Source organism: Nonomuraea sp. NPDC052116 (genome assembly GCF_040680035.1).
GTDB lineage: Bacteria > Actinomycetota > Actinomycetes > Streptosporangiales > Streptosporangiaceae > Nonomuraea > Nonomuraea angiospora_A.
On sequence record NZ_JBFAWA010000039.1, the window covers coordinates 60,272 to 83,030 of the forward strand.

Consider the following 22,759-nt stretch of genomic DNA (forward strand, 5'->3'; position numbering starts at 1 on the left):
CCTCAGTTGTACTTCTTCTTCAGCGTGTCAACGGTCTGCGCCAAGCTCGCCACCGCCGCGGACGGCTGCGTCTGGTTGCTCAGCACGCCCTGCACGACCTTGTGCAGCTCGATTTCGAACTCGGTGTACCACGGCACGCCGAGCACGTTGCGCGGCTTGGCGATCTCGCCCAGGTGGGCGTAGATCGCCGGGTCGGCGAACTTCTTCAGCGATGCGGTGACCTCCGGGTCGGTCGCCATCGACTTGTAGGCGAACCCGAGACCGCGCTGCAGGAACCAGAACTTCGCGGTGTACGGCTTCTTGTCCGCGTCGAGTCCGCCCAGGTAGGTGAGCAGCTTGAACGCGTTGTCCTTCACCTCGGTGTCCTTGGCCAGCGCATAGAGCCGGGTGTTGCTGACCGTCCCGTGCACCTGACCGTCAAGGCTCGGTATCAGCGCCATCCGGATCTTGCCCGCGGCCTTGGACTTGGTCGCGTCGTTGTAGTCGCGGCTCGCGTACCGCGCGCCGATCGTGTACGCGTACCGGTTCGCCTTCATCGCGTTGTCGATCGGGACCGCCAGCAGCTGCAGGCAGGCCGGGTCGATCACCTTCGACTTGTTCGCCGCCTGCTGCAGCCAGGCGAAGACGTCCTTCACCACGGTGTCGGTGGTGTTCATGATCGGCGCCTGCTGGTCGTCGAACATGTTGCCGCCGCTGCCGAAGACCAGCGCCCACACCCAGGACCACCAGGTGTCGGACAGTTGCGCCGGTACACCGATGGGGTACTGCAGGAGGCCGGCGTTCTTGATCTTGATCGCCTGCGCCTCCAGTTCCTCCAGGCTGGCAGGGGGTTTCTTGATTCCGGCCTTGGCGAGGATGTCGGTGTTGTAGGTCAGGCAGTTGGAGTCCGTGTAGTACGGCAGGCCGTAGCGCTTGCCCTGGTACGTCATCGCGGCCGCGTTGCCCGGGTAGATCGCGTCGTACACCTCGTCGACGCCGGCCATGCCGTCGAGCGGCTGCAGATAGTCCCCCTCGACCCAGGCCGCGAGGGAATCGTCGTACACGTAAAGGGCGTCCGGGCCGCCGCCACCGGTGAACTCGGCGACGATCTTCTGTACGTACTGCGCGCTCGTGATCGGGGTGTAGTTGACCTTGATGTTGCTGGTCTTGGTGAAGTTGTCGAGGTTCTGCTGGACGAGTGCGGCCTCGTAGTCCCAGCCCTCGAACTTCACGCTGCCGTCGCCGGTGCCTCCGGACTTGTCGTTGGAGCAGGCGGCCAGCAGGGGCGATGCGGCGGGCAGGGCCAGGCCGAGGCCTGCGTACTTCAGGATCTGGCGGCGGTTGAGCTCCATGGCTGTCCCTTCAACGCGATGGGCGCAGTAGTGCTTGGGCGATGCGTAGGCGGTACAGACGCGTCGGGCGCCCTTTCGGATGGTGCTGAGCAGTGCCTTCGACGCTCACCAGGCCCCCGGCGTCGAGTGTCCGGATCAGCCGGCGCCCGCTCTGATCCGTGATGCCGAGATGCTCGGCGAGCTCACCGGGCGAGATCGCGCGACCTTCCAGTTCGTGGTCCAGTGCCGCCAACCGGGAGACGGTCGCGGCACTGAGGCCGACGGACTTCGCGAGCTGTTCGACGTCGTCGCCGTGCTCGCGGTAGGAGTAGCTGAGCGCCGCCCGGACCGGACCCATCGGGCCGATGATCACGCCGCTGTCCTCGATCAGGTAGCCGCATGGCCCGCTCTCCCGCTCGGCCCGGGCGGCCGCTTCTTCGGCCAGGGCCACACAGTTGCGGGCGGACGCGCCGACGCCGAACCCGGCCGAGACCTGCGCACCGAGCGCCGCGGCCGCCTCGTCGAGCGCGGGCACGGCGACCCAGTTGCGGGTGATGCGCTCGAACAAGGCCTTGTGGGCGAAGACGATGACACCGCGCCGGCCGCGGTCCTCGATCCACGCGCCGGCGAACTCGGGGGTGTTGAGCAACAGATTCATCAGGCCGATCCGGGCCCGTTCCTCGTCCTGCGAATGCGAGATCAGGAAGACTCCGGCGGCGAAGCGTTGTGCGCTGGCTCGCTCGGACTCGATCCGGAGCGCGAGCTCGTGCAGCTCGGTCCGGATCGTCGCCGGCACCGGCATGCCGCTCATGATCGGGATCTCGCCGGACAGCTGCTCGCGGACGGCGGCGCGGACGCTGATCACGTAGCTGCGGTCGCCGAACCGGTGGTACGCGGAACGGTGGAACTCGACGATGTCCTCCACGGATTGCGTGGGGGCATACGGCAGGCAGTCGATGGCGTCGGCGTCGAGTTCGAGCGCGGTGGCGACCGCCTCGACCGCCTCGGTGGGAAAGGTGTCGATGCTGACCGGGGTGCGACCCCAGCCACGCTCCTGGGCACGATAGAGCGCGAGGGTCAGGTCGAGCGCCGACGAGCGGATCACACCGACCGGGAGGCCGGGTGGGAGGAGTTCGCGGCTGGCCGTGTACGGGACCGGGCCGGCCAGGAAGCCGTCGAGCCGGGTCGTGCTCAGGAACTCGGCGACCTTGGCGCGGATCTCGTCCTCGTGGTCGTAGCTGACCCACTCCAGGTCGACCCCACGGAGCGTGTTCGCGGCTTCCCAGAACAGCTCCCTGTGCGTCGAGTGGGTCACCACTCCGATCACAATCGCCACGACGCCCCTTTGCGAACTAGGTTCGGAAATGACTCGTAAGTCCGATGCCGACAAACTCCCCCGTCCCGGGGGCCAGGTCAAGGGATCAGCCCAAAGAAATTCCCCGGCAACAAGCCGGCCGCCGAGGGCCAATGGTGTACCGAAGGACGGGTAGCGGTCGGGTCAACGGGGGCCGATGGGAGGCTTCAGGCGGCGAGCGGCGTCCTGAGAAGCTGGCCCGTCCGCTGGTTATGGGGTGGTGCCGGGCGGCGGCTCGCAGATCGTGGTGCGGCCGGATGGTCTTGGCGGTGGTGCAGCGGTCGTGCAGGGGGCAGGCGGCGCATAACCCGGTGAAGGTGGCGCGGCGTTGCTGGTAGCGGCCTGCCGGGGCGGCGAGCGGGACGGTGCGCCCCCGCGGGGCAGGTGACCGTGCCGGCGCCCGTGTCGATGACGAACAGGATCTGCAGCGGGCCGCGCTCGTGGTCGAGCAGGTCGGGGGCGGCGGCGTGGCGGGCCTCGGGATCGGCGGTGGAGACGATCCGATCGGGTGGGACACGGCGGGCAATCCGCCACCGTCCACCGGTGCCATCGGAGCCGTCGGCCACTTCGACGTCGTGGCATGCGATGAGGGCCAGCAGGCCGACTGCCTCATCGCCCCAGGCGATCTTCGGCTTGCCGAGGTCGGCGCAGTCGTGGGCATGACAGTGCGCCGCGACGAGCGCGGCGGCCCCAGGTACCTGGCGGGCCAATCGAATATTCGAGCCCTACACGGCCGCGACGCAGGTGAGCACGGGAACCACGACAGCCGGTGGACACGGGCGGGGTGTCCACCGGCTGTCGGGCCGTTCGCTCAGCCGCCGGCGGCCGCCTTCTTGATCAGTTCGGCGACGGCGTCCGGCCGGGAGATGTAGATGGCGTGGCTGCCGTCGACTTCGATCACCGTGGCACCCGCACGCTCGGCCATCGCCCGCTGAGCCGGCGGCGGGATCGTCTGGTCACCGGTGGCCACCAGGTACCAGCTGGGCTTGGAGCGCCAGGCAGGTTCGGTGACGGCGCCGCCGACCGCGCCGACGCCCCACGGCACCTGCGAGTCGGCCATGAACGCAGCCTGCTCCGCGGGCAGGTCACCCGCGAAGGCGCCGTGGAACTTGTCCCGGTCGAGCACGAGGAACCCGTCGCCCAGGGGCACGATCGGCGGCGCCGGCGCGCCCGGCGGCGGGTCGGCGATGAGCGTCTGCACGGATTCCCCCTTGTCAGGCGCGAACGCGGCGACATAGACAAGTGCCGCAACTCGCGAGTGGGTACCGGCCTCACTGATGACCGAGCCGCCGTAGGAATGCCCGACGAGCACGGTCGGGCCGTCCTGACGGTCCAAGATCTGCCGGACGGCCTCGGCGTCGCCCTCCAGCGTCAGCGTGGGGTTCTGGACAACGCTGACCCGGTAGCCGTCCCGCTTGAGCAGGTCGTACACCGCCTGCCAACCCGATCCATCGACGAAAGCGCCGTGCACGAGCACGACGTTGACCGCGGTGGGCGTCATGACCCATCCTCCTTGCTTACCTGTTCGATGCAGACGTGACTGGACTTCGACATCCACCCGTGCGCTCTGACGTCAAGCGCCGGTCAGGTCATCGCCTCGTCACTCACGCCCGAAGCGTATGAGTGCGTACTGCATAGGCACTGACCAGAAACTGACCCCAGCGCACGGCCCCTTTCCTTACACCCGCGTGGCCTCGGGCCCTCAGAGACCTGCTACCACCGCGGCGCCCAGCCCCAGCAGGACGACGCCGGTGGTCACGCTGAGTCCCCGCAGGACGGTCGGCTGCGATACCAGAGCGCGCCCTCGGCTGACGGCCCAGGTGAGCGCCATGTACCAGGAGGCGCTGACGAGCGCCCACAGGGCTCCCAGGGCGACGGTCGACAGGAACACCGGGCCTTCCGCGGTCACGAACTGGGGCAGCACCGAGACGGCGAACACGCCCGCCTTGGGGTTGCCGAGGTTGGTGATCAGGCCGGTGAGGTATCCGCCCGCGAAGCCAGTGCTGCGCCCGCCCTCGCGGGGCGGGCGGGTGGAGCCGGTGGTGAGCGCGGTCCGTAGCGTCTTCACCCCGAGGATCATCAGCACGATGCCGCCTGCGATCCGGAGCACCGCGTACGCGGTGGGGCTGGCCAGCAGGACGGCGGACAGCCCGGCCGCGGCGGCCGTGGACCACAGCAGGAAGCCGCTGGCATTGCCCGCGAGCGTGCCTCGGAGCGTACGTCGGCCGCCTTCCAGAACCTGCCGGATCATCAGGGCTTGACTCGCGCCTGGCAGCATCGCCAGCAGCAAGGTGGTGGCGATGAAAACGGGCACATGCGTGGGCATGGGAAAGAACCCCTCCCGGGGATTGCGGCCGATGGGTGCACCACCAGGCTTCCTGTCTCGCGCCCCTAAGAGAAGTTAAAAGAGAAGGGTGCAGCGTTAGGATTAGTGAATGCTGGTGGATCCGGGACAGCTGCGGCTTCTCGCGTTGATCGAGCGGCACGGCTCCCTGACGGCTGCGGCTCACGCACTCCGACTCACGCCCGCGGCGGTCACCCAGCAGGTGGCCAAGGCCGAGCGCGACTGGCAGGTGCCCCTGGTCATCCGTGGTCCTCGCGGAGCGACGCTCACCGCGGCCGGTGCGCTGCTCGCCTCCCACGGTCGAACTGTGGAGGAGGCATCGGACAGGGCCGAGGCGGAACTGGCCGCACTGCTCGGCCACCTCTCGCTCCGTCTGCGGATCGGGACGTTCCAGGCGGCTGCCCTGCACCTGCTGCCACCCGCCCTGACGGCCCTGCGGCACCGCCATCCGGACGCCGACGTCTCGGTCGTGGACGTGGTGTCCGGACGCGGAGCGGACGAGATCAGCGCGGGCCGCCTGGACGTGGCCATCGTCGCGTCCTGGGGCACACCGCTCGCGCCGCCCCCACACCTACGGGCCCACTCGCTCCTGTTGGACCCGATGGTCGTGGTTCTCCCCGATGACCACCCACTGGCCACCGGGCAGCCCGCGGACACCGAACTTCACCTGGAACAACTGCGCGACGAATCGTGGGTCTCCATCCTGGCCGGCCATGCCGCCCGCGAACAGTTCCACGACGCCGCCCGCGAGGCCGGCTTCACTCCCACCGTGCGGTTCGAGACCGAGTCCTACGACGTCGCCCAGGCCCTCGTCGGCACAGGCATCGCAGTGTCCCTGGTCTCGCGCCTGGCCCTGACCCACGCGCCTGGCACCACCCATCGCGAACTGGCCCACCCCCGGCCCTACCGCCGGCTCTACGCCGTGACCAAAACCGACGCCAGCCTCACCCCGCTCGCAGACATGCTCATCGACCTCCTGCGTGATGTCGCCCGCGACATCACCGCCACCTGGGAGGCTCCCCTGCGAGAAACCCAACGCTCATCGAACTCACCGCACGGAGTCTGAAAGCCCGCGGTTCTGAATCGGCACCGCCTGGTCCGACCGACCATCGACGCCGGCAGCCGGCTCGGCTGTACCCTTTGGCGGGTCAGTGCGCGAGCACCTCCGGGAAGCCGAACGTCGCGGCCAGCGCGGGATCGTGGAACTTGATCACGCGGGAGACGCCGGTGGCGGTGGGGGCCAGCACCACGGCGCCGTCGGCTCGGAGAACGCCGTCCGCATCCCGGTGGTACACGACGGCGGCGGGCTGGCCGTTGGCGGTGGTCGCGATCATCCGCCAGTCGCCCGGTGTGCCCAGCACGTACGCGTCGAGCATGTGGATGCACCTCGCCCGGCCCGCCTGCCAGTCGCGGAATGGCGTCGCCTCCAGCGTGGCGTCCGTGCGCAGCACCTGTTCCAGCAGGCCGGCGTCGGAGCGCTCGAAGGCCGCGATGTAGCCGTCGAGCAGCGCGCGTGCCCGCGGGTCGGTCGGTTCGAGCAGCTCCGCGGGCTCCGGCTGCAGTTCGTCCAGCCGGGCACGGGCCCGCTGCAGACCGCTCTTGACCGCCGCCGTGGTGGTGTCGAGGATCTCCGCGGTCTCGGCCGCCGAGAACGCCAGCACCTCGCGCAGGATGAGGATCGCACGTTGGCGGGCGGGCAGGTACTGCAGGCTCACAATGAGCGCCAGCCGCAACGACTCGCGTTCGACCACCACCGCGGCCGGATCGTCGGCGGGCGGGGCGATCCATGCGTCCGGCAGCGGTTCCAGCCACGACACCTCGCCCGGTGCAACGGGACTCGGCGGGCGATCGGGCCCGTCGTACGAGCCTGTCAGACCTGAGGGCAGCACCCGGATCTGGCGCGGCTTCAACGCTGTCAGGCAGACGTTGGTGGCGATCTTGTAGAGCCAGGACCGAATCGACGCCCGGCCCTCGAATCCGGAGTAGGACCGCCACGCCCGCAGATAGCTCTCCTGCACCAAGTCCTCGGCGTCGTGCGCCGAGCCGACCATGCGGTAGCAGTGCGCCAGCAACTCCCGGCGAAACCGCTCAGTCTCGGTGGTGAACCGGTCTCGATTCGGTGCCACCCGCAGCTGCGACGTCACGCCGCGAGCCTAGTGCTGCCACACGTCTGAGCGTGGTCCACGTGGCGATGCCGCCGGCAACGCCAGGCTCCGCCTCGGCCACTTTCGACGACGCGGGTACTTTCTCGGAAAGGCGGCATCTGCGATCAGACCTCGTCGAGCTGAAGGATCATGCCGCGGAAGGTCGCGTATCGGGCCAGGTTCGCCACGGCGTCCTCGGCGGTGCGCCGGCCGATCTCGGACCCGAGCGCGGCTTCCAGCGCAGCCATATCGTCCCAGTCCAGCATCACGACCATGTAGCACGGCTCGCCGATCACGGCTGCCGGCTCATGACTGCGCGTGTAACGACGCAGGCCCGGATACTGTTTCGCCAACGGGATGTGGACATCGTTGTAGTGACGTTCGAACGCGTCGACGTCGGAGGGGGCGTCGTACATCACGACGAATCGCGCCGCCTGCTTGGCGGCCGGGTCCACGGTTGCAGTCATCTGTTTCAACTCCTGTCAGGGAAACTTCCGGTGTGCGGCGTCACCGGCTCGGTACAAGGGGGGCTTCCTCAAGGCAACAGGGCCAGTTTGCCGACGGTGGCCCTGGCTTCCAGTTCCGTCAGCGCTTTCGGGCCGTCGGCCAGTTCGTACACGGTGGGCAGGCTGGGGGCGAGCACGCCGGCCGCGACCAGCGCGGACAGCTCACCCATGAGCTCGCCGAAGATCTGCGGCGCGGCCTGGATCAGCACGCCGATATTGAGGCCGATGACGTGGACCTGGTGCTTGTACACCAGCTCCCAGTTGGTGATCGGGGCTTCGCCGCCTGCCACGCCGTAGACGACGACCCGGCCGGTGACCCGCTTGGCCACGGCCAGGCTGGCGGCGAAGGTGACGCCGCCGGCCGACTCCAGAACCACATCGACGCCGGAACCGCCGGTCAGCTCCGTCACCTCGGCGGCGAGGTCGCCGCCGAGGGAGTCCAGAACGTGGTCGGCTCCCAGTGCCAGCACCGTCTCGTGCTTGCCCGGCGAGGCGGTGGCGATGACCGTCGCACCGTAGTGCTTGGCGATTCTCACCGCAGCCTGGCCGGTCCCGCCCGCCGCGGCGTGGATCAGCACAACGTGCCCGGCGGCGATGCCGCCCAGAGGCTTGAGCGCGGCCAGCGCGGTGGGCCAGTTCACGACCAAACCGAGCGCCTGCTGCTCCGTCCAGCCCGAAGGCACCGGCACCGCCGCAGCCGCGGGCAGGACCACGTACTCGGCGAAAGCGCCGTCTCCGACGCCGACGACACGGGCCCCCGGTTGCGGGCCGGTCACCGCCTCGCCCACCGCGACGACCTCACCGGCGGCCTCGAAACCCGCCACGTACGGTGGCCGCGGGCCGTCCAGGAACGTGCCGTGGGCCTTCGAGAGGTCGGCGAAGTTGACCCCGGCGGCGGTGACGCGGATCAGGACCTCGCCCTGGCCGGGGCTCGGCACCGGCGCGTCGGTGATCAGACGCATGTCCTGCGGGCCGTTGAGGGAAGTCTGCTGCAGCGCGCGCATGGTCGCGGGAACGCTCATCGGCGATCAGTCCTTCTTTCTCGGCGTACATGAGAGAGACCGACCGGCCCGTTACGCGGGCCGCGCCTCTCACCATGTAGACCCCGGCCACCACAAGAAGGAATCGACCCCTTCGTCGCCGGTGCGTGGCCGCGAACCTGCGCCGCGCTCCCTTTCACCATGGCTGAGGGTAAACCGCTGGTCCGGCCGACGCGTGATCATTAACATCGTCGGGCGTGGCACCAGAGATTCCCCCGGGCCGGACGGCGGCCGCCGACGGGGACAAGGCTGACGCCTCCGAGCACGGTCGCATCGCCGACGAGATGCTGGACCGGTGGGGTGGGTTGGCCTCCGGGCTGCCGCTGCTGGGCGCCGCCTCGGACGAGGAGGACGAGTACGGTTTGCGGCATCTGGTTCGGCATTTGGCCGCGGCGGGCCGTGACGAGGACGTGCACCGGCTGCTGGCCTGCGAGCGTCCCTCTCCGGGACGGGCCGGCGCGGTGAACACGTGGTTCGACGCCCGCGACCGCGTCGGCCAGGCCGACGGCTACCTCGCCGACTTGGAGCTCGCGCGGCGTCTGGCCCGCAAGGCCACCGACGTCGCCATCGCCGCCGGTCGAACGGCCCCCTCGCTCGGGTTGGAGATGCGTTACGCATTGATGGCGGTCTGCGCGCGGTTCACGGGGACCCGAACCTACGACGAGCTGCCCCCGATGCTGGTCGAAGCCGGGATCTGGGACGTCACGCGGGCGCTGACCGCCGCGCGGCGCGAAGACGGTCACGAGCGGCGCGCCGAGTACCTGTCCGCCCTGCTGCCTCACCTGCCGGCCGAGGAGCGGCAGCAGGTGCTGCACGAACTGCTCCACCCGGGATTCCCGAACGTGCTCCGCGAGGTGTGGCCGCGACTGAAGGCGGATGAGTTCGCCCACGTACTGACCGTCCTGGAAAACGACGACCCGTGGTACGTGAGTCATCAACTGGAGGAGCTCGCCCCGCACCTGCCGCCCGAGCTGCTGGGACGGGCGGTCGCGCTGGCGGTGGCGCTGCCCCTGGACTGTCGCCGTGACCAGGCCCTGGCGGCGCTGGCTCCGCACCTTCCGCCCGCACTGGCGCGTGCGGCCCTGCCCGCCGCGACGGAGTTGGCGGACGGACGCGACCGGGCCCACGTGCTGTCCGCGCTGATCCCCCGGCTCCCGGACCAGGACCGGCCGGAGACGCTGACCGCGCTGCGCGCCGCCGTCGCCGCGATCGATCCTCAGGCCGAGGTGAGGCTGTGGCGTTGGGGCGAACTGCTGGCCCTGCTGCCCACGGCGGAACGCCCGGCGGCGCTGGCCGACCTCCCGACCGACTCGTGGGACCGCGCCGAGCTCCTGATGCACGCGGCCGAGCGCGTACCCGCGCGGGATCGCGCCCCGCTGTCGACCGCCGCCCTGACGGCGGCGCGCGACATCGCCGATCCGCTGGTCCGGGCCCGCGTCCTGATCCAGCTCGCCGAACTGCTTCCACTCGAAGAGCAGGCCGCCGTGCTCGCCGAGGCACACACCGCGTCGCGTGAGATCACCGAACCGCCCTACGGCGCGTGGGTGCTCACCGAAATGCTCGAACCGCTGCCCGCCCACCGACGGCACGCCGTGCTGGCCGAGGCGCTGACGATCACACGGTCGCTGCCCGCCTACGACGTCGACGACGGCACAAGAGACTGGGACGACCGCGCGCGGCTTCTCATGGAGATCTCCACCTGGCTGTCCCCCGATGAGGCCGAGGAGGTGCTCGCCGAGACTCTCGACCTGATTCGCGCGGTCGACGACGAGGACCAGAGATTCCACGGCCTCCTCGCCATTGCCGAACTCCTGACCGGACGACGGCGCCACGCGGCCATGGCCGAGGCTTTGGACATCCGGCTCGAGGACGTCGGCTACGAGAACTATTTCCACGGTCAGCTTGCGAGAATGGCACCACTCCTGTCTGAAGAGCTCATGGTCAGAGCACTGAACGAGCTCCAGGAACTGAACCGCCCGGGATACCTGGGCCGCACCCTGCTCGGTGTCGCCGAGCACCTGTCCGGCCTCGCGGTCGACCGCGGCCTGGACATCGCCCGAAAGCTCACCGAACGTCCCCATTACCAGGCTGCCGCGCTCGCCGCCCTCGCCGACCGGCTGCCCTCCGCCGAACGTCGCGCGGTCCTGCGCGAGGCCGAGGCCATGGCTCGCAAAAATCGGCAGGGCATGATCCACGTCGCACGCCGCGTCCCGATCGGACGCCGTGCCGCGCTGCTCGCCGAGGAATTGTCTTTCCGCCAACGCGGCTTCCGGGCTGACCAGGACGAGGCGCTGGCCTCGCTCCCCGATGAGGCGGCCCGTCCGGTCCTGTTCGCGTATGTCCCGGTGCCGGTTCTGGACCGCAGATGGGACGAGGACGGGCAAATCCTGCTGCGCCGGGCTCAGCGCGCATGGCGGCGCGGCGCGGGCCGCACCGTGGTGATCGGGATCGTCCGTACGGCGCTCGAGAAGTACGGCCATCAGGATCCCCCAGGCTCGGCCGCCCTGACGAGCGTCGCCCGGGACCTCGGCGGCCCCCTGGCCGAATGCGAGTATCGAAGAGCCGTGCACGACATCTATCGCTGGTGGCCTTAGGGTCCGTGGGTGAGCGCCGCAAGGGTGATACTGACCTCGTCTTCCCCGTGCGGACGACCGAACACTCGGGGACTCTGTGAGCATGTTGCGCAGGCCGTGAATCCTGATCCTCTCGTCTCGCAACGGCCGCCCCCGCTCTCGATGTATGCGGCATACATGCGCAACGGGCGGTGCCGGAGCCGTTACCTCCAGCGGTAGGACGGTGCGATCGTCATGATCGGGTGGTCGCTGCGAGCGGGACTGGTGTGGCTCCAAGCGCCGGTCGGGTTCGCGGTCACGCCCAGGACGTGCACACGCCGCGAGCTCGCGGTGCTCGCTAGGCGAAGGGCTCCACGTCGAGCTCCGACAAGGACCGGCGGCGGCTGCGCTGCCACGCCTGGTAGGCCGGCATCGCCTCCGCCTGCTCCCGGTACGCCGCGGCGAGCACGTCACGGATACCCGGTACGTGCTCGGCGACCGGCGAGCCCGCCGACCACAGGAGCCGCTCCCGTACCCACATCGGGTCGCCGGCCAGTGGCCTGACCACCACGTTCTCGCGCTCGGCCGTGATCGCCCTGCACAGGGACACTCCGTGCCCCTGGCTGATCAGGGAGAACACCAGGCTGGCGTCGGTGCGCTGGATGCGCCGCGGCACGAACCCCGCGCGGCGGCAGGTGTCCCGGAACATCGCCCGCATCCTGATGTCCTTGCCGACTCCCGGCAGCCAGCGCTCGCCGGCCAGCGCGGCCAGCGGCACCTCGGGTTCGGCCGCGAGCGGGTGGTCCTTCGACAGGACGACGAAGACGGGCTCGACGGCCAGCACCGCTTCGCTCAGCCCTTCGGGCACCGGCAGCTCGTAGCCCGGATAGTCGACGCTCAGCCCGATCTCCAGCCGGGATTCGGCGAGCAGTTCGACCAGTTCCTCGTCCGCGTCGCTCACGTGCAGGGACACCTCGGCCTCCGGCAGCAACCGGCGGCTGACCGTCATCAGGCCGGCGGCCATCGGCCCGGCCGTGGCGCCGAGCCTGAGCGTCGCCAGGTCGCTGTCGGCGTCACGGCGTTGCACGTCGCGCATCAGATCGTCGTGCAACGCGATGATGCCCTGGGCATGGGACAGGACCATGGCACCCAACGCCGTGGGCTTGGCGCCGGTTCCGTCGCGGGCGAAGAGCCTCCCGCCGAGCGCGCGCTCGATCCGCTGCAACTGCGCGGTGACGGCCGGCTGGCTGTGGCCGAGCACGGCCGAGGCTCGGCTGATGCTGCCGGACTCGGCGATCGCCGCGACAACCCGGAGGTGGCGGATCTCCAGCTGCATAACGCGATGTTATGCCCGATTAGGAGTACCTACACCCAACGTCTTGATCTCAGAATCTTCCCTGCACCATCAGGAAGGAATTTGATGTCCAGGACGTCTCTGCGCCGGCGCCTGCCCGGTCTCTTGCTCACCACCGCCCTGTTAACCGCGGGTCTGACCTCCACCGCGAGCGCGGAGCCCACGCCGAGTACCGATCCGGCACCCTCCCGGTGGACCTCCGGCACCCAGTCCACGGCGCCCCGCGGCTCGTGGGTCACCCTGCTGACGGGCGACCGGGTCTATGTCGAGGGGAACCGGGTCTCGATCGACCCCGCTCCCGGCCGCGAAAAGGTCGGTTTCAGCCAGTACGAACGCGACGGGCACCAGTTCGTCGTGCCGAACGACGCCCAGAAGCTGGTGTCGGCCGCCCGGCTCGACCGGCGGCTGTTCGACGTGACCGGGCTCGTCCAGGCCGGATACGACGACGCGCACGTCGGCGACGTGCCCACCATCGTGTCGTACGAGGCCAAGGCCGCTGCCCGGGTCAGGTCGGCCGGGAAGGTCACCCGCACGCTGCCCAGCATCGGCGCCGCCGCGGTGAAGGTCGGCAAGGCGAGAGCGCACGAGTTCTGGACCGAGGTGACCGCCGGCCCGGCGACCCAGCGCACCGTGGCGTCCGGCATCGGGCGGATCTGGCTCGACGGCAAGCGCGAGGTCTCGCTGGACCAGAGCGTGAAGCAGATCGGCGCGCCGACCGCCTGGGCGGCCGGATACGACGGCAGCGGGATCACCGTCGCCGTGCTGGACACCGGAATCGACAACTCCCACCCGGACCTGGCCGGGAAGATCGTCGAGGAGAAGAACTTCACCGACGCCGCCGACACCGTGGACACCGTCGGTCACGGCACGCACGTCGCATCCACCATCGCCGGCAGCGGTGCGGCATCGGGCGGAAAGTACCGCGGCGTGGCACCCGGGGCGAACCTGCTGATCGGCAAGGTGTGCAGCACCCGCAACTGCGCCGAGTCGGCGATCCTGGCCGGGATGGAGTGGGCCGCCGAGCGGGCGAAAGTGGTCAACATGAGCCTCGGCGGCACCGACTTCCCGGGCGTCGACGTCCTGGAGGAGGCGGTGAACCGCCTGACCGCGGCCACCGGCACGCTGTTCGTCGTGGCCGCGGGCAACGAGGGCCGCGACGGCGGTGTGTCCTCGCCGGCCACCGCGGACGCCGCACTCGCCGTCGGCGCGGTCGACAAGCAGGATGCCCTGGCGTCATTCTCCAACCGCGGGCCGCGCGTCGACGGCGCGATCAAGCCGGACATCACCGGGCCGGGCGTGGGCATCGTCGCGGCGCTGGCGAAGGGATCCGACTATCCGGAGTACTCGCCCGGATACACCCAGCTGAACGGGACGTCGATGGCCACGCCGCACGTCGCGGGAGCGGCGGCGCTGCTGGCGCAGCAGCACCCGAAGTGGACCGGCCCCGACCTCAAAGCCGCGCTGGTCGCCACGGCCAAGCCGAACCCGGGCCTGAACGCCTTCCAGCAGGGCGCCGGCAGGGTCGACGTCGGCCGCGCGGTCCAGCAGGCCATCCTGCCCGACGTCACCGGCCTCGCGCTCGGGTCGCAACCGTGGCCGGCCGAAGACGACGTTCCCGTGACGAAGACGATCACCTACCGGAACGACGGCACAGCGCCCGTCACCCTCGACCTCACGACCACGGCGGCCGGCCCGGACGGGGTCGCCGCGCCGGCCGGGCTGTTCACGGCCAGTCCGGCGCGGGCCGTCGTGCCGGCCGGTGGGACCGCGGCGGTCACCCTGACCGCCGACACCCGGGTGCCGTCGGCGACAGGCACCTTCACCGGAATGCTGCTGGCCTCGAACGCCGACGGCGTGTCGGTGCGGACCCCACTGACGATCACGAAGGGACACGAGACCCGCACCGTCACCTTCAAGCTCACCGACCGCGCGGGCGCGCCAGCGAGTGACTACGACCTGTCGGTGGTCGGTCTCGATCTGGACGTCTTCCAGGTTCCCTATGACGCGTCGGGCACCGTGAAGGCCAAGCTCCGGCCCGGCCGCTACCACATTCAGGCCACGGTGATCACACCTGACGGGACCTCGACGCTACTGGTGCAGCCGAACCTCACCGTCGGGCACACCGACGACGGAGTCCTCACGCTCGACGCGCGCCAGGGCACACCGGTGTCGGTGACGGTACCGAAGTCCAGGGCGCGGACCCGGCTGGCCGCGGCCGGCTTCTTCCGCGGCCTGCCGCGCGGATACGGCCTGGCGGCGCGGATCGTCGGCGCCGACTTCGGCAAGCTGTTCACCGCGGACCTGGGTGAGGAGGTGACGGCCGATCAGGGCACGCTGGTGTCGGAGGTGCGCAGCTTCTGGGCCGAGCCGGGCGCCGACGGCACTTTCTACGGCTCGCCGTACGAGTACGACCTCGTGCAGTTCGTCCGCGGGCGGTTCCTCACCGGCTACCGCCACACCGTACGCCCCGGCGAGCTGGCGACCGTGGTCAACCGCAACCACGGCGTGACCCCGGACAAGCAGCAGGGCTACATGCACAACTTCGGTTTCCCGCCCGAGGGCGGCAGCGCGATGTCGGGACCGATCAGGTATGACGTGCCCAGCACCCGGACCATCTACTACAGCGCGAAGGGCGTGGTCTGGGACAACCGGTGGGAGACGAGCGGAGCGCGCCAGACGCAGTTCTGGTACGACGACACCACCTGGCAGCCGGGCAGGAAATTCGTGGTCGACTGGCAGCGCGGACCCGCCGGGCCGAAGTTCAACCCGCGCACGTACGTCGCCCGGGCCGGGAACACGATCATGTTGAACGTCCCGCCGTTCGGCGACGACTCCGGGCACACCGGCTACTCGCTGCTCGACGGCGGCCGGGTCGGGTTCTACCGCGACGGCGTCCAGCTGGCCGAGATACCGAAGTACTTCTACGACGCCAGCGGGCCGGTGCCGTCGGCCGAGAGCACCTATCGGCTGGAGTACGACGTCGACCGTACGACCGGCTTCAACGCCTCCACCAAGATCAGCGGTGCGTGGACGTTCAAGTCCGGTGAGGTGGCCACGGACAAGTGGACGTACCTGCCCCTGGCGTCGTTCTCCTTCACGCCGCAGGTCGACCTGGCCAACAGCGCACCGGCCGGCCGGCCGTTCATGGTGCCGGTGAGCCTGAAGGCCCAGCCGGGCTCGGCCGCCTCGCGCACGCGGCGGGTCAGTGTCGAGGTCTCCTACGACGAGGGCGCGACGTGGCGGAAGGCGGCCCTGATCCCGACCGGAACGGACACGTGGCTGGCCACGCTGAACCACCCGGACAAGGGGTCGGTGTCCGTACGCGCGCACGCGGAGCGGGCCGACGGCGGCACCGTCGACTACACCGTCATCCGCGCCTACAACCTGCGATGACGCCCGGCGGGCTTCGGGTACGTTGCCCGAGGCCCGCCGTAGTACCGCGGCGGCCGGCAGAATGCGTGCGTCACCGTTGAACGAACACTCAGAATGCGCCCTGTCGTCAGGGGTGTCGAAGGAGCGGCGGATCAGCCAGGGGCAGGCGATCCGGTTGGTCTCGGGCCGGGCCTGGTCACCTGGATCACGATGGGCCTCTGGTGGTGAGCTGGACGCGGCGGAAGATCCGCCACAGGGTCAGGTCGTCGAGGGTCTTGGCACTCCCGGCAACGGCGGCAATCGCGCACGGTAGCGGAGAACACCGGCGGGCGTCGAGAAAGCCGCTGACCCCTAATGTTTCGGCGTTCCGTAAGGGTCGTGCGGCGTGTCGGCGTAGGCCCACTGATGGTCACGGGCGTGACGGCAGGCCACCTCGACGTCCCCGGCGCGCATGACGTCCAGCAGCTCGCGGTGCTCGTCGGCGACCCGCTCGAGTTTCGGCCTGGTGACCATGAGAGCGATGGCCGTGCGCGCCTCGATCTGCAGCGCCTCCCAGGCGCGGGTCAGCAGCACGTTGCCGCCGGCCTGCACGACGTGCCGGTGAAACCGCGCGCTCGCCAGGCCGATGCCGTGCACGTCGTTGTCACGGGCACAGCGGTACATCTCCTCGACCGCCTCCCCCAGCCGGTCGAAGGGGAGCGTTCCGGCCAGCATGGCGAGCCGCGTCGCGGTCTCCTCAAGGGCCGCCCGCACGATGTACGCCTCGCGGATGGTCTGCTCGGCGAAGGGAAGCACCTGGCTGCCGTGACGAGGCCGGCCGTCGATGAGGCCGAGGCCCTCGAGCTGCCGGAGCGCCTCCCGGACCGGGGCCTGACTCGTTCCGAACTCGATGGCGATCTTCGTCTCGATCAGCCGGTCACCCTCGCCGAGTTCGCCGGAGACGATCCGTTGCAGCAGACCGTCGCGGATCTGTCGGCTCAGCGTCGGTCGCGCGGAGCGCGGGCTCCCCGTGGGTTCCGACAAGAAACCTCCTGACGTTGAGGGCCCGGCGGGCCCTTGACTCTTCGATCATGCCACGTAAGTTAATTATCGATATCGATAAGTGGAGTGCACATGCTGACCTCCGTTCAGACACCCGAGAGTCCCGAAGCGGCTCATGCGGCGCTTCAGGCCGGGGCCGTGCCTCTCGGCGGCGGCACCTACCTCCTGCCCCGCCTGGACGATCAGTCCGGCCGCGACCTGCGGCTGGTCAGCCTGCGCCGGGCGGGACTGTCCGGCATCGACGTCGAAGGCGACACGGTGACCCTGGGCGCGGCCACCACTCTCGCCGACATCGAGGACGACGATCGGCTGAGCTACCTGTCCGGCTGTGTGCGGTCGATCGCCGCACCGCCGGTCCGCAGCCTCGCCACCGTGGCAGGCAACCTCTTCGTGCCACAGCCGTACGGCGACCTGGCGGCGGCCCTTCTGGCCCTGGACGCGGAGCTGGACGTGCTCGGCGCCGACGGCGCCCGCCGCGAGCCGCTCGAGCGGGTCGTCACCGATGGCCTGCGGGCGGGCGACCTGGTGACCCGCGTCCGGTTCACCGCTCCGGCCAAGGACACGTTCCGGTTCTACAAGGCAAGCCGGCGGCGGCTCAACTCAGGATCCATCGTCACGGTGGCGGCCCGGATCACGATCGAGGACGGCCTGGTCGGCGACATCCGTATCGTGCTCGGCGGCCTGGCGCGGCGCTTGGTACGCGCGGTCGGCGCCGAGCGCGTTCTGCTGGGCGCGCCGCTGAACGCCCAGGTCGTCGCCCAGGCAGCCGGAGCCGACGTCATCGAGCCGTTCGACGACGCCTACGCCTCCGCCTGGTACCGCGCTCGGGTCTACCCCGTCCACCTGCGTCGCGCCCTGCTGGGGGCCTGAAAGGGGATCGCATGGCCTCGACAATCGTCACGCTCAAAGTGAACGGCACGGAGCGGGAGCTGATCGCCCGGCCGTCGACGACGCTGCTGAGCGCGCTGCGCGACACATTGGGACTGATGGGGGCCAAGCGCGGCTGCGCGCAAGGGGGCTGCGGCAGCTGCACGGTGCTGCTGGACGGCCGGCCCGTGGTCTCGTGCCTGATCCCCGTCGTGACGATCGACGGCTCTGCCGTGGAGACGATCGAGGGCCTGGCCGAGGGCGACCGGCTCGGCGACGTACAGCAGGCGTTCGTCGACCTCTTCGCGACGCAATGCGGGTTCTGCACCCCGGGGATGATCATGTCCGCCACGGCCCTGCTCAACCGGAAGCCGGATCCGACCCGCCAAGATGTCACCGAGGCGATCTGCGGGAACGTCTGCCGCTGCACGGGATACGAGCCGATCATCGCCGCCGTCCTCGCCGCCGCGCAACGCCGCCGCAGCGCCCCGCTCACGAACGCGGAGGCCGAGGTCTGATGGCGCGCCTCACCCCGATCGACACCGCGTACTTCAAGGGCGGGCGCGCGGACGATTTCGCCGTCATCGGGTCCGCCGTCCCGCGCTCGGACGCCCGCGCTCACGTCACCGGCCGCACGGTCTTCTTCGAGGACATGGCGCTGCCGGAGATGACGCACGTCAAGATCCACCGGTCCACGCGGCACCACGCGCTCATCAACCGGGTCGACGTCTCCGGCGCCCTCGGAGTCCCGGGCGTGCTTCGGGTCATCACCCACCAGGACGTGCCGAACAACTGGTACACCGTGCTGCGCCTGATCGGCGTGGGACCTGACGACGAGCCGGTGCTGGCCGAGGATCGGGTCCTCTACCGCGGCGAGCCGATCGTCGCCGTCGTCGCCGAGACCGAGGACGCCGCCCGCGAGGGCGCGGCCCGGGTCACGGTCGACTACACCGACCTGCCCGCCGTCCTCGACGTCGAGGAGGCGCTGGCCGACGGCGCCCCGATCATCAAGCAGGCGGGCGCCAACCACTTCGTGTACGAGGGACATCACTGCCGCCGGATCCGCTTCGGCGACGTCGAGCGAGGTTTCGCCGAGGCGAACCGCATCATCGAGGGCCGCTACAGCTCCTCCCCCATCGAACACGCGCCGACCGAGCCGACCGGCTGCATCGTCGTCCCTCAGGGCGACGGCCGGCTGCGCATCCACACCAACACCCAGGCGGCCTTCTTCACCCTCGACAACACCGCGCTCATTCTCGGCGTCCCGCCTACCAGCCTGCGCGTCGTCGGGGGCACCGTGGGGGGCGGCTTCGGCGGCAAGGTCGATGTCATCGTCGAGCCACTCGCGTGCATCGCCGCCATGCTCACCGGCGGGCCGGCCAAGTACGTCTACAGCCGCGCCGAGGAGATGCAGGTGTCGTCCCCCCGAGCGGCCGAGCGCATCTCCATCAAGGACGGGGTCATGGACGACGGCCGGATCGTCGCCCGCAAGATCACGCTCTACGTGGACGCGGGCGCGTACTCCCGGCACAGCCCGTACGGCACCACCAAGGCGGCGGCGCACATGCCCGGCCCGTACACGATCCCGAACGTCCATGTCGACGCGTACTGCGTCTACACCAACCGCACGCCGTCCAGCGCCATGCGCGGGTTCGGCGTCACGATCGGCGACTTCGCGCTGGAGTCGCACATGGACCGCATCGCCCGGGAGCTGAACCTGGACCCGCTGCGGCTCCGGCTCAAGAACGCCTACCGGGACGGCGACATGAAAGCTCATCGCAAGATCGCGTCCGGCACGGCGTTGGTCGAGGTGATCCAGAGCGCCGCCGACCTGGTGGGGCACGACCTTCCGCCGGAGTACCGGGCGATGTCCTCGACCGAACGACCGGAGGGCTGAGCGATGGCGTTACGGCACGGCCGCGGATACGCGGCGGTCAACTACCCGACCGGCATGAACCTCGGCGGCGACCCGTCGCAGGCACTCGTCCACGCCACCACGATGGGCGGATTCGTCGTCACGCTCTCCTCGGTGGATCTCGGCCAGGGACTGCGGACGGTCATCGCCCAATGCGCGGCCGAGACGCTCGGCATCCCGATCGAGAACATCATCGTCGACACCGCCGACACCGACACCGGCCCGCACTGCATGGGCACGTTCGCCAGCCGCGGCACCCACCGCGTCGGCAACGCCGTGATCATGGCGGCGCGCGAGGCCAGGGAGGTCATGCTCCAGGTCGCCGCCGACGAACTGGAGGTCGACGCGGAGGACCTGGAGACCGACGGCACGGGCTTCGTCCGCCTCAAGGGATCGTCGGAAAAGAAGATCCACATCAGCGACGTCGCGCTCGCCGCGCACTTCCGGCAGGGCCGGACCATCTCCGGCCGGGGCATCTACCTCAAGGAGCCGAGCTCCCCGGTGCCGGAGACCGGCGAGATGGACCCGGACTCCTGCCAGGCGCACGCGTGCACGGTGGCCGAGGTCGCGGTCGACGACGAGACCGGCGTGATCGAGGTGCTGCGGCTCTTCAACACCTACGAGATCGGCCGGGCGCTCAACCCGGCCCTCGCGACGCAGCAGGTCGAGGGCGGCGCCTGGATGGGCCTGTCGCACGCGTTGTTCGAATCGACCGAACCGTACTATCCGCACTCGCGCGAGCACGGCCCGGTCGATTTCACGGAATACCTGATGCCCGGGCCGGCCGACATCCCGGCGCAGACGAGCCTGTTCCTCGAACGGCCCGCCGACAACGGGCCGTTCGGGGCCAAGGGGATCGGCGAGATGACAGCGAACGCGCCGATCCCCGCGATCGCCAACGCCGTGTACGACGCGGTCGGCGTACGGCTGACGAGCATGCCCTTCACCCCGGAGAAGGTGCTGCGCGGAGTCGACGAGTTGCGGGCCGGCCGTGCTGGTTGATCAGGACACGCTGGACCGGCGGCTGGGCGCGGAGGGCTACCTCGCCGACGAGGGTCTGCTCACCGCCCTCCACCTGGCAGGCACGCTCGGGCTCCCGCTGCTGCTGGAGGGCGAGCCGGGGGTCGGCAAGACCGAGGTCGCGAACGTCCTGGCCCGGATCCTCGGCCGCGAGCTGATCCGGCTTCAGTGCTACGAAGGACTGGACGCCTCCCAGGCCCTGTACGAGTGGGACTACCCCAAACAGTTGCTGTCCCTGCGGGCCGCCGAGGTGGAGGGGCGCGGCGTCGTCGACCTGTATCGCGAGGAGTTCCTGCTGCAGCGGCCGTTACTGCGGTCGCTGCGGGCGGCGTCCGGCGCGGTGCTGCTGATCGACGAGATCGACCGGGCGGACAGCGAGTTCGAGGCCTTCCTTCTCGAGTTCCTCGGCGACTTCCAGATCACCATCCCGGAGATCGGCACCATCACGGCGGCGAGCGTCCCGTTCGTCGTCCTCACCTCGAACCGGACCCGCGAACTGCACGACGCGCTCAAGCGCCGGTGCCTCTACCACTGGATCCCCTTTCCCGACGCCGAACGGGAGCGAGCGATCATCCGGGCGCAGGCGCCGGGCCTGGACGAGAGAAGCGCGGCCCGCCTGGTGGCCGCCGTGCATCGCATCCGCGGACTGGCTCTGCTGAAACGCCCGGGCATCGCCGAGTCGGTCTCCTGGGCCCGTGGCGTGCAGACGCTGACCCGCGAGGGTTCGAGCTGGCTGGCGGCGATGCGCCGGTCCGCGGGGCTGCTCGTCAAGCACGAGGAGGACCTCGCGCTCCTCGGCCGCCACACCGCGGAGGTGTTCGGTGACTGAGCAGTCCCTCCTCGTACGCATCGGCGATCATGTGCACGGGTTCCTGCGGGACCTGCACGATCGGGGCCTGCCCGTACCGGTGCCCAAACAGCGGGTCTTCCTTCAGGCGATCGAGGCCGTCGGCCCGCGCGACGCCACACACCTCTACTGGATCGGGGTGGCCACGCTCACCGCCTCCCACGAAGACCTGGAGGTGTACTCCCCCACGTTCGAGCACTGGTTCGGGGAGGTTACGGCGCGGCGCATCCCCGATGAGGAGTTCCCCGACGACGAGGCCTCCGCGCCGCGCGGGAAGGGGGGCGAGGCTCCTCTCACGGCGGCGTTCGGCGGGGAGGCGGGCCTGAAGGCCGGCTCCTCGGAGCGCGAGAGACGCCCGGTGTTCGGCCCGGCGAGCGAGGACGACCGGGCTGTGCTCTCGCTGCTGCGGCGGGAACTACCCGGAGCGGTGCCGACGATCCGGTCACGACGTCGGCGGCCTGCCCGGCGAGGTCCGTGGATCGACGTCGCCAGGATCTGCCGTGAGTCCAGGCGCAGCCACGGGGAGATCGTGACGTTGCGCCGGCGCAACCGTCCGCGGCGGCAGCGCCGTGTGCTGTTGCTCATCGACGTGTCGGGGTCGATGAAGCAGCACAGCGCCCACTACCTCCGCTTCGCCCACGCCGTGGTCGGCCGGCTCGACCGCGTCGAGGTGTTCACCTTCGGCACCCGGCTGACCCGCGTCACCGAGCCGTTGCGCGCACGGCATGTCGACGCGGCCGTCGGCTCGCTGAGCAACGTCGTCCTGGACGCCGAGGGCGGGACGCGGATCGGCGCCTCGCTCCAGGAGTTCCTCGCCAACGCCCGACATGTCACCGTGGCGCGCGGCGCCCTGACGATCGTGCTCTCCGACGGCCTGGAACGCGGCGACTGCCGGCCCATGCAGGCGGCCGTACGGCGGTTGTCGCTGCTGAGCCACCGGTTGCTGTGGTGGTCGCCGCTCGCCTGCGACCCGGCGTACCGGCCGGTCACCCGCGGCATGTCGGCCGTGCTCGGCAGCGTGGACGCGCTCGCGGGCGTGCGCGATCTGCGTACGGCGTACGAGCAGGTACAGACCTTGATCAGGGAGTGATCG

18 protein-coding genes and 1 pseudogene are annotated in these 22,759 nt (G+C 70.1%); 9 read left to right on the forward strand and 10 right to left on the reverse strand.

Annotated elements, in window-relative coordinates; translation table 11 throughout:
- Nucleotides 1-2 precede the first annotated feature (2 nt).
- The 5 genes and pseudogenes from AB0L65_RS50015 to AB0L65_RS50035 all read right to left on the reverse strand — a co-directional run bounded on the left by AB0L65_RS50015 (nt 3) and on the right by AB0L65_RS50035 (nt 4,990).
- Nucleotides 3-1,331 carry an extracellular solute-binding protein gene (locus AB0L65_RS50015; RefSeq protein ID WP_364261854.1) on the reverse strand — a complete coding sequence of 443 codons (1,329 nt, stop codon included), beginning with the start codon at nt 1,329-1,331 and terminating at the stop codon, nt 3-5.
- Nucleotides 1,332-1,341: 10 nt separating this feature from the next.
- Nucleotides 1,342-2,646, reverse strand: a complete 1,305-nt coding sequence (locus tag AB0L65_RS50020; protein ID WP_364261857.1) for a helix-turn-helix domain-containing protein — start codon at nt 2,644-2,646, stop codon at nt 1,342-1,344.
- A gap of 482 nt (nt 2,647-3,128) precedes the next feature.
- Nucleotides 3,129-3,377, reverse strand: a pseudogene (locus AB0L65_RS50025) (IS5/IS1182 family transposase); the annotation flags it as partial.
- 98 nt (nt 3,378-3,475) lie between these two features.
- Nucleotides 3,476-4,165 carry an alpha/beta hydrolase gene (locus AB0L65_RS50030; RefSeq protein WP_364261860.1) on the reverse strand — a complete coding sequence of 230 codons (690 nt, stop codon included), beginning with the start codon at nt 4,163-4,165 and terminating at the stop codon, nt 3,476-3,478.
- 201 nt (nt 4,166-4,366) lie between these two features.
- Nucleotides 4,367-4,990, reverse strand: a complete 624-nt coding sequence (locus AB0L65_RS50035) for a LysE family translocator (RefSeq protein WP_364261863.1) — start codon at nt 4,988-4,990, stop codon at nt 4,367-4,369.
- Between the two features lie 109 nt (nt 4,991-5,099).
- On the opposite strand from AB0L65_RS50035, the gene AB0L65_RS50040 reads away from it, so the two are divergent.
- Nucleotides 5,100-6,074 carry a LysR family transcriptional regulator gene (locus tag AB0L65_RS50040; RefSeq protein WP_364261866.1) on the forward strand — a complete coding sequence of 325 codons (975 nt, stop codon included), beginning with the start codon at nt 5,100-5,102 and terminating at the stop codon, nt 6,072-6,074.
- Between the two features lie 82 nt (nt 6,075-6,156).
- Here the strand turns inward: AB0L65_RS50040 and AB0L65_RS50045 are convergent, their stop codons facing one another.
- From AB0L65_RS50045 to AB0L65_RS50055, 3 genes are all read right to left on the reverse strand, one after another.
- Nucleotides 6,157-7,152 carry an RNA polymerase subunit sigma-70 gene (locus tag AB0L65_RS50045; RefSeq protein WP_364261869.1) on the reverse strand — a complete coding sequence of 332 codons (996 nt, stop codon included), beginning with the start codon at nt 7,150-7,152 and terminating at the stop codon, nt 6,157-6,159.
- 125 nt (nt 7,153-7,277) lie between these two features.
- Nucleotides 7,278-7,619 (reverse strand): EthD family reductase, encoded by a 342-nt coding sequence (locus AB0L65_RS50050; protein WP_364261871.1) that lies wholly within the window; start codon nt 7,617-7,619, stop codon nt 7,278-7,280.
- A 68-nt stretch (nt 7,620-7,687) separates the two neighbouring features.
- Complete coding sequence (locus AB0L65_RS50055; RefSeq protein ID WP_364261874.1) at nt 7,688-8,680, reverse strand: NADPH:quinone oxidoreductase family protein; 993 nt, start codon at nt 8,678-8,680, stop codon at nt 7,688-7,690.
- 215 nt (nt 8,681-8,895) lie between these two features.
- Here AB0L65_RS50055 and AB0L65_RS50060 point away from each other — a divergent pair, with 215 nt between their 5' ends.
- On the forward strand, nt 8,896-11,292 hold the full coding sequence (locus AB0L65_RS50060) for a hypothetical protein (protein ID WP_364261877.1): 2,397 nt from the start codon (nt 8,896-8,898) through the stop codon (nt 11,290-11,292).
- A 316-nt stretch (nt 11,293-11,608) separates the two neighbouring features.
- Here AB0L65_RS50060 and AB0L65_RS50065 read toward each other — a convergent pair whose 3' ends face one another.
- On the reverse strand, nt 11,609-12,586 hold the full coding sequence (locus tag AB0L65_RS50065) for a LysR family transcriptional regulator (protein WP_364261880.1): 978 nt from the start codon (nt 12,584-12,586) through the stop codon (nt 11,609-11,611).
- An 84-nt stretch (nt 12,587-12,670) separates the two neighbouring features.
- On the opposite strand from AB0L65_RS50065, the gene AB0L65_RS50070 reads away from it, so the two are divergent.
- Nucleotides 12,671-15,997, forward strand: coding sequence for a S8 family serine peptidase (locus AB0L65_RS50070; RefSeq protein ID WP_364261883.1), 3,327 nt, complete (start codon nt 12,671-12,673; stop codon nt 15,995-15,997).
- Nucleotides 15,998-16,327: 330 nt separating this feature from the next.
- Here the strand turns inward: AB0L65_RS50070 and AB0L65_RS50075 are convergent, their stop codons facing one another.
- Nucleotides 16,328-16,999 carry a GntR family transcriptional regulator gene (locus tag AB0L65_RS50075; protein WP_364261886.1) on the reverse strand — a complete coding sequence of 224 codons (672 nt, stop codon included), beginning with the start codon at nt 16,997-16,999 and terminating at the stop codon, nt 16,328-16,330.
- A gap of 90 nt (nt 17,000-17,089) precedes the next feature.
- On the opposite strand from AB0L65_RS50075, the gene AB0L65_RS50080 reads away from it, so the two are divergent.
- Genes AB0L65_RS50080 through AB0L65_RS50105 form a run of 6 tightly spaced genes read left to right on the forward strand, consistent with a single transcriptional unit; the run spans nt 17,090 to nt 22,756 of the window.
- On the forward strand, nt 17,090-17,887 hold the full coding sequence (locus tag AB0L65_RS50080) for an FAD binding domain-containing protein (RefSeq protein WP_364261889.1): 798 nt from the start codon (nt 17,090-17,092) through the stop codon (nt 17,885-17,887).
- An 11-nt stretch (nt 17,888-17,898) separates the two neighbouring features.
- Complete coding sequence (locus AB0L65_RS50085; protein WP_364261892.1) at nt 17,899-18,402, forward strand: (2Fe-2S)-binding protein; 504 nt, start codon at nt 17,899-17,901, stop codon at nt 18,400-18,402.
- Nucleotides 18,402-19,781, forward strand: coding sequence for a molybdopterin cofactor-binding domain-containing protein (locus tag AB0L65_RS50090; protein WP_364261895.1), 1,380 nt, complete (start codon nt 18,402-18,404; stop codon nt 19,779-19,781). Before AB0L65_RS50085 ends, AB0L65_RS50090 begins: the two co-directional genes overlap by 1 nt.
- 3 nt (nt 19,782-19,784) lie before the next feature.
- Nucleotides 19,785-20,801 (forward strand): molybdopterin cofactor-binding domain-containing protein, encoded by a 1,017-nt coding sequence (locus AB0L65_RS50095; protein ID WP_364261898.1) that lies wholly within the window; start codon nt 19,785-19,787, stop codon nt 20,799-20,801.
- The gene (locus AB0L65_RS50100; protein ID WP_364261901.1) at nt 20,791-21,648 is read left to right on the forward strand and encodes a MoxR family ATPase; all 858 of its coding nucleotides are present in this window, start codon (nt 20,791-20,793) and stop codon (nt 21,646-21,648) included. The genes AB0L65_RS50095 and AB0L65_RS50100 overlap by 11 nt, the downstream gene beginning before the upstream one ends.
- Entirely contained in the window at nt 21,641-22,756 is a 1,116-nt protein-coding gene (locus AB0L65_RS50105; protein ID WP_364261904.1) for a VWA domain-containing protein, read from the forward strand. Before AB0L65_RS50100 ends, AB0L65_RS50105 begins: the two co-directional genes overlap by 8 nt.
- Nucleotides 22,757-22,759: the final 3 nt, after the last annotated feature.

Bases quoted from the DNA above. Each gene is read 5' to 3' on its own strand.
- AB0L65_RS50015 (WP_364261854.1), bottom strand. From the start codon at position 1,331: ATGGAGCTCAACCGCCGCCAGATCCTGAAGTACGCAGGCCTCGGCCTG.
- AB0L65_RS50030 (WP_364261860.1), bottom strand. From the start codon at position 4,165: ATGACGCCCACCGCGGTCAACGTCGTGCTCGTGCACGGCGCTTTCGTC.
- AB0L65_RS50035 (WP_364261863.1), bottom strand. From the start codon at position 4,990: ATGCCCACGCATGTGCCCGTTTTCATCGCCACCACCTTGCTGCTGGCG.
- AB0L65_RS50040 (WP_364261866.1), top strand. From the start codon at position 5,100: ATGCTGGTGGATCCGGGACAGCTGCGGCTTCTCGCGTTGATCGAGCGG.
- AB0L65_RS50050 (WP_364261871.1), bottom strand. From the start codon at position 7,619: ATGACTGCAACCGTGGACCCGGCCGCCAAGCAGGCGGCGCGATTCGTC.
- AB0L65_RS50055 (WP_364261874.1), bottom strand. From the start codon at position 8,680: ATGAGCGTTCCCGCGACCATGCGCGCGCTGCAGCAGACTTCCCTCAAC.
- AB0L65_RS50065 (WP_364261880.1), bottom strand. From the start codon at position 12,586: ATGCAGCTGGAGATCCGCCACCTCCGGGTTGTCGCGGCGATCGCCGAG.
- AB0L65_RS50070 (WP_364261883.1), top strand. From the start codon at position 12,671: ATGTCCAGGACGTCTCTGCGCCGGCGCCTGCCCGGTCTCTTGCTCACC.
- AB0L65_RS50080 (WP_364261889.1), top strand. From the start codon at position 17,090: ATGCTGACCTCCGTTCAGACACCCGAGAGTCCCGAAGCGGCTCATGCG.
- AB0L65_RS50085 (WP_364261892.1), top strand. From the start codon at position 17,899: ATGGCCTCGACAATCGTCACGCTCAAAGTGAACGGCACGGAGCGGGAG.
- AB0L65_RS50090 (WP_364261895.1), top strand. From the start codon at position 18,402: ATGGCGCGCCTCACCCCGATCGACACCGCGTACTTCAAGGGCGGGCGC.
- AB0L65_RS50095 (WP_364261898.1), top strand. From the start codon at position 19,785: ATGGCGTTACGGCACGGCCGCGGATACGCGGCGGTCAACTACCCGACC.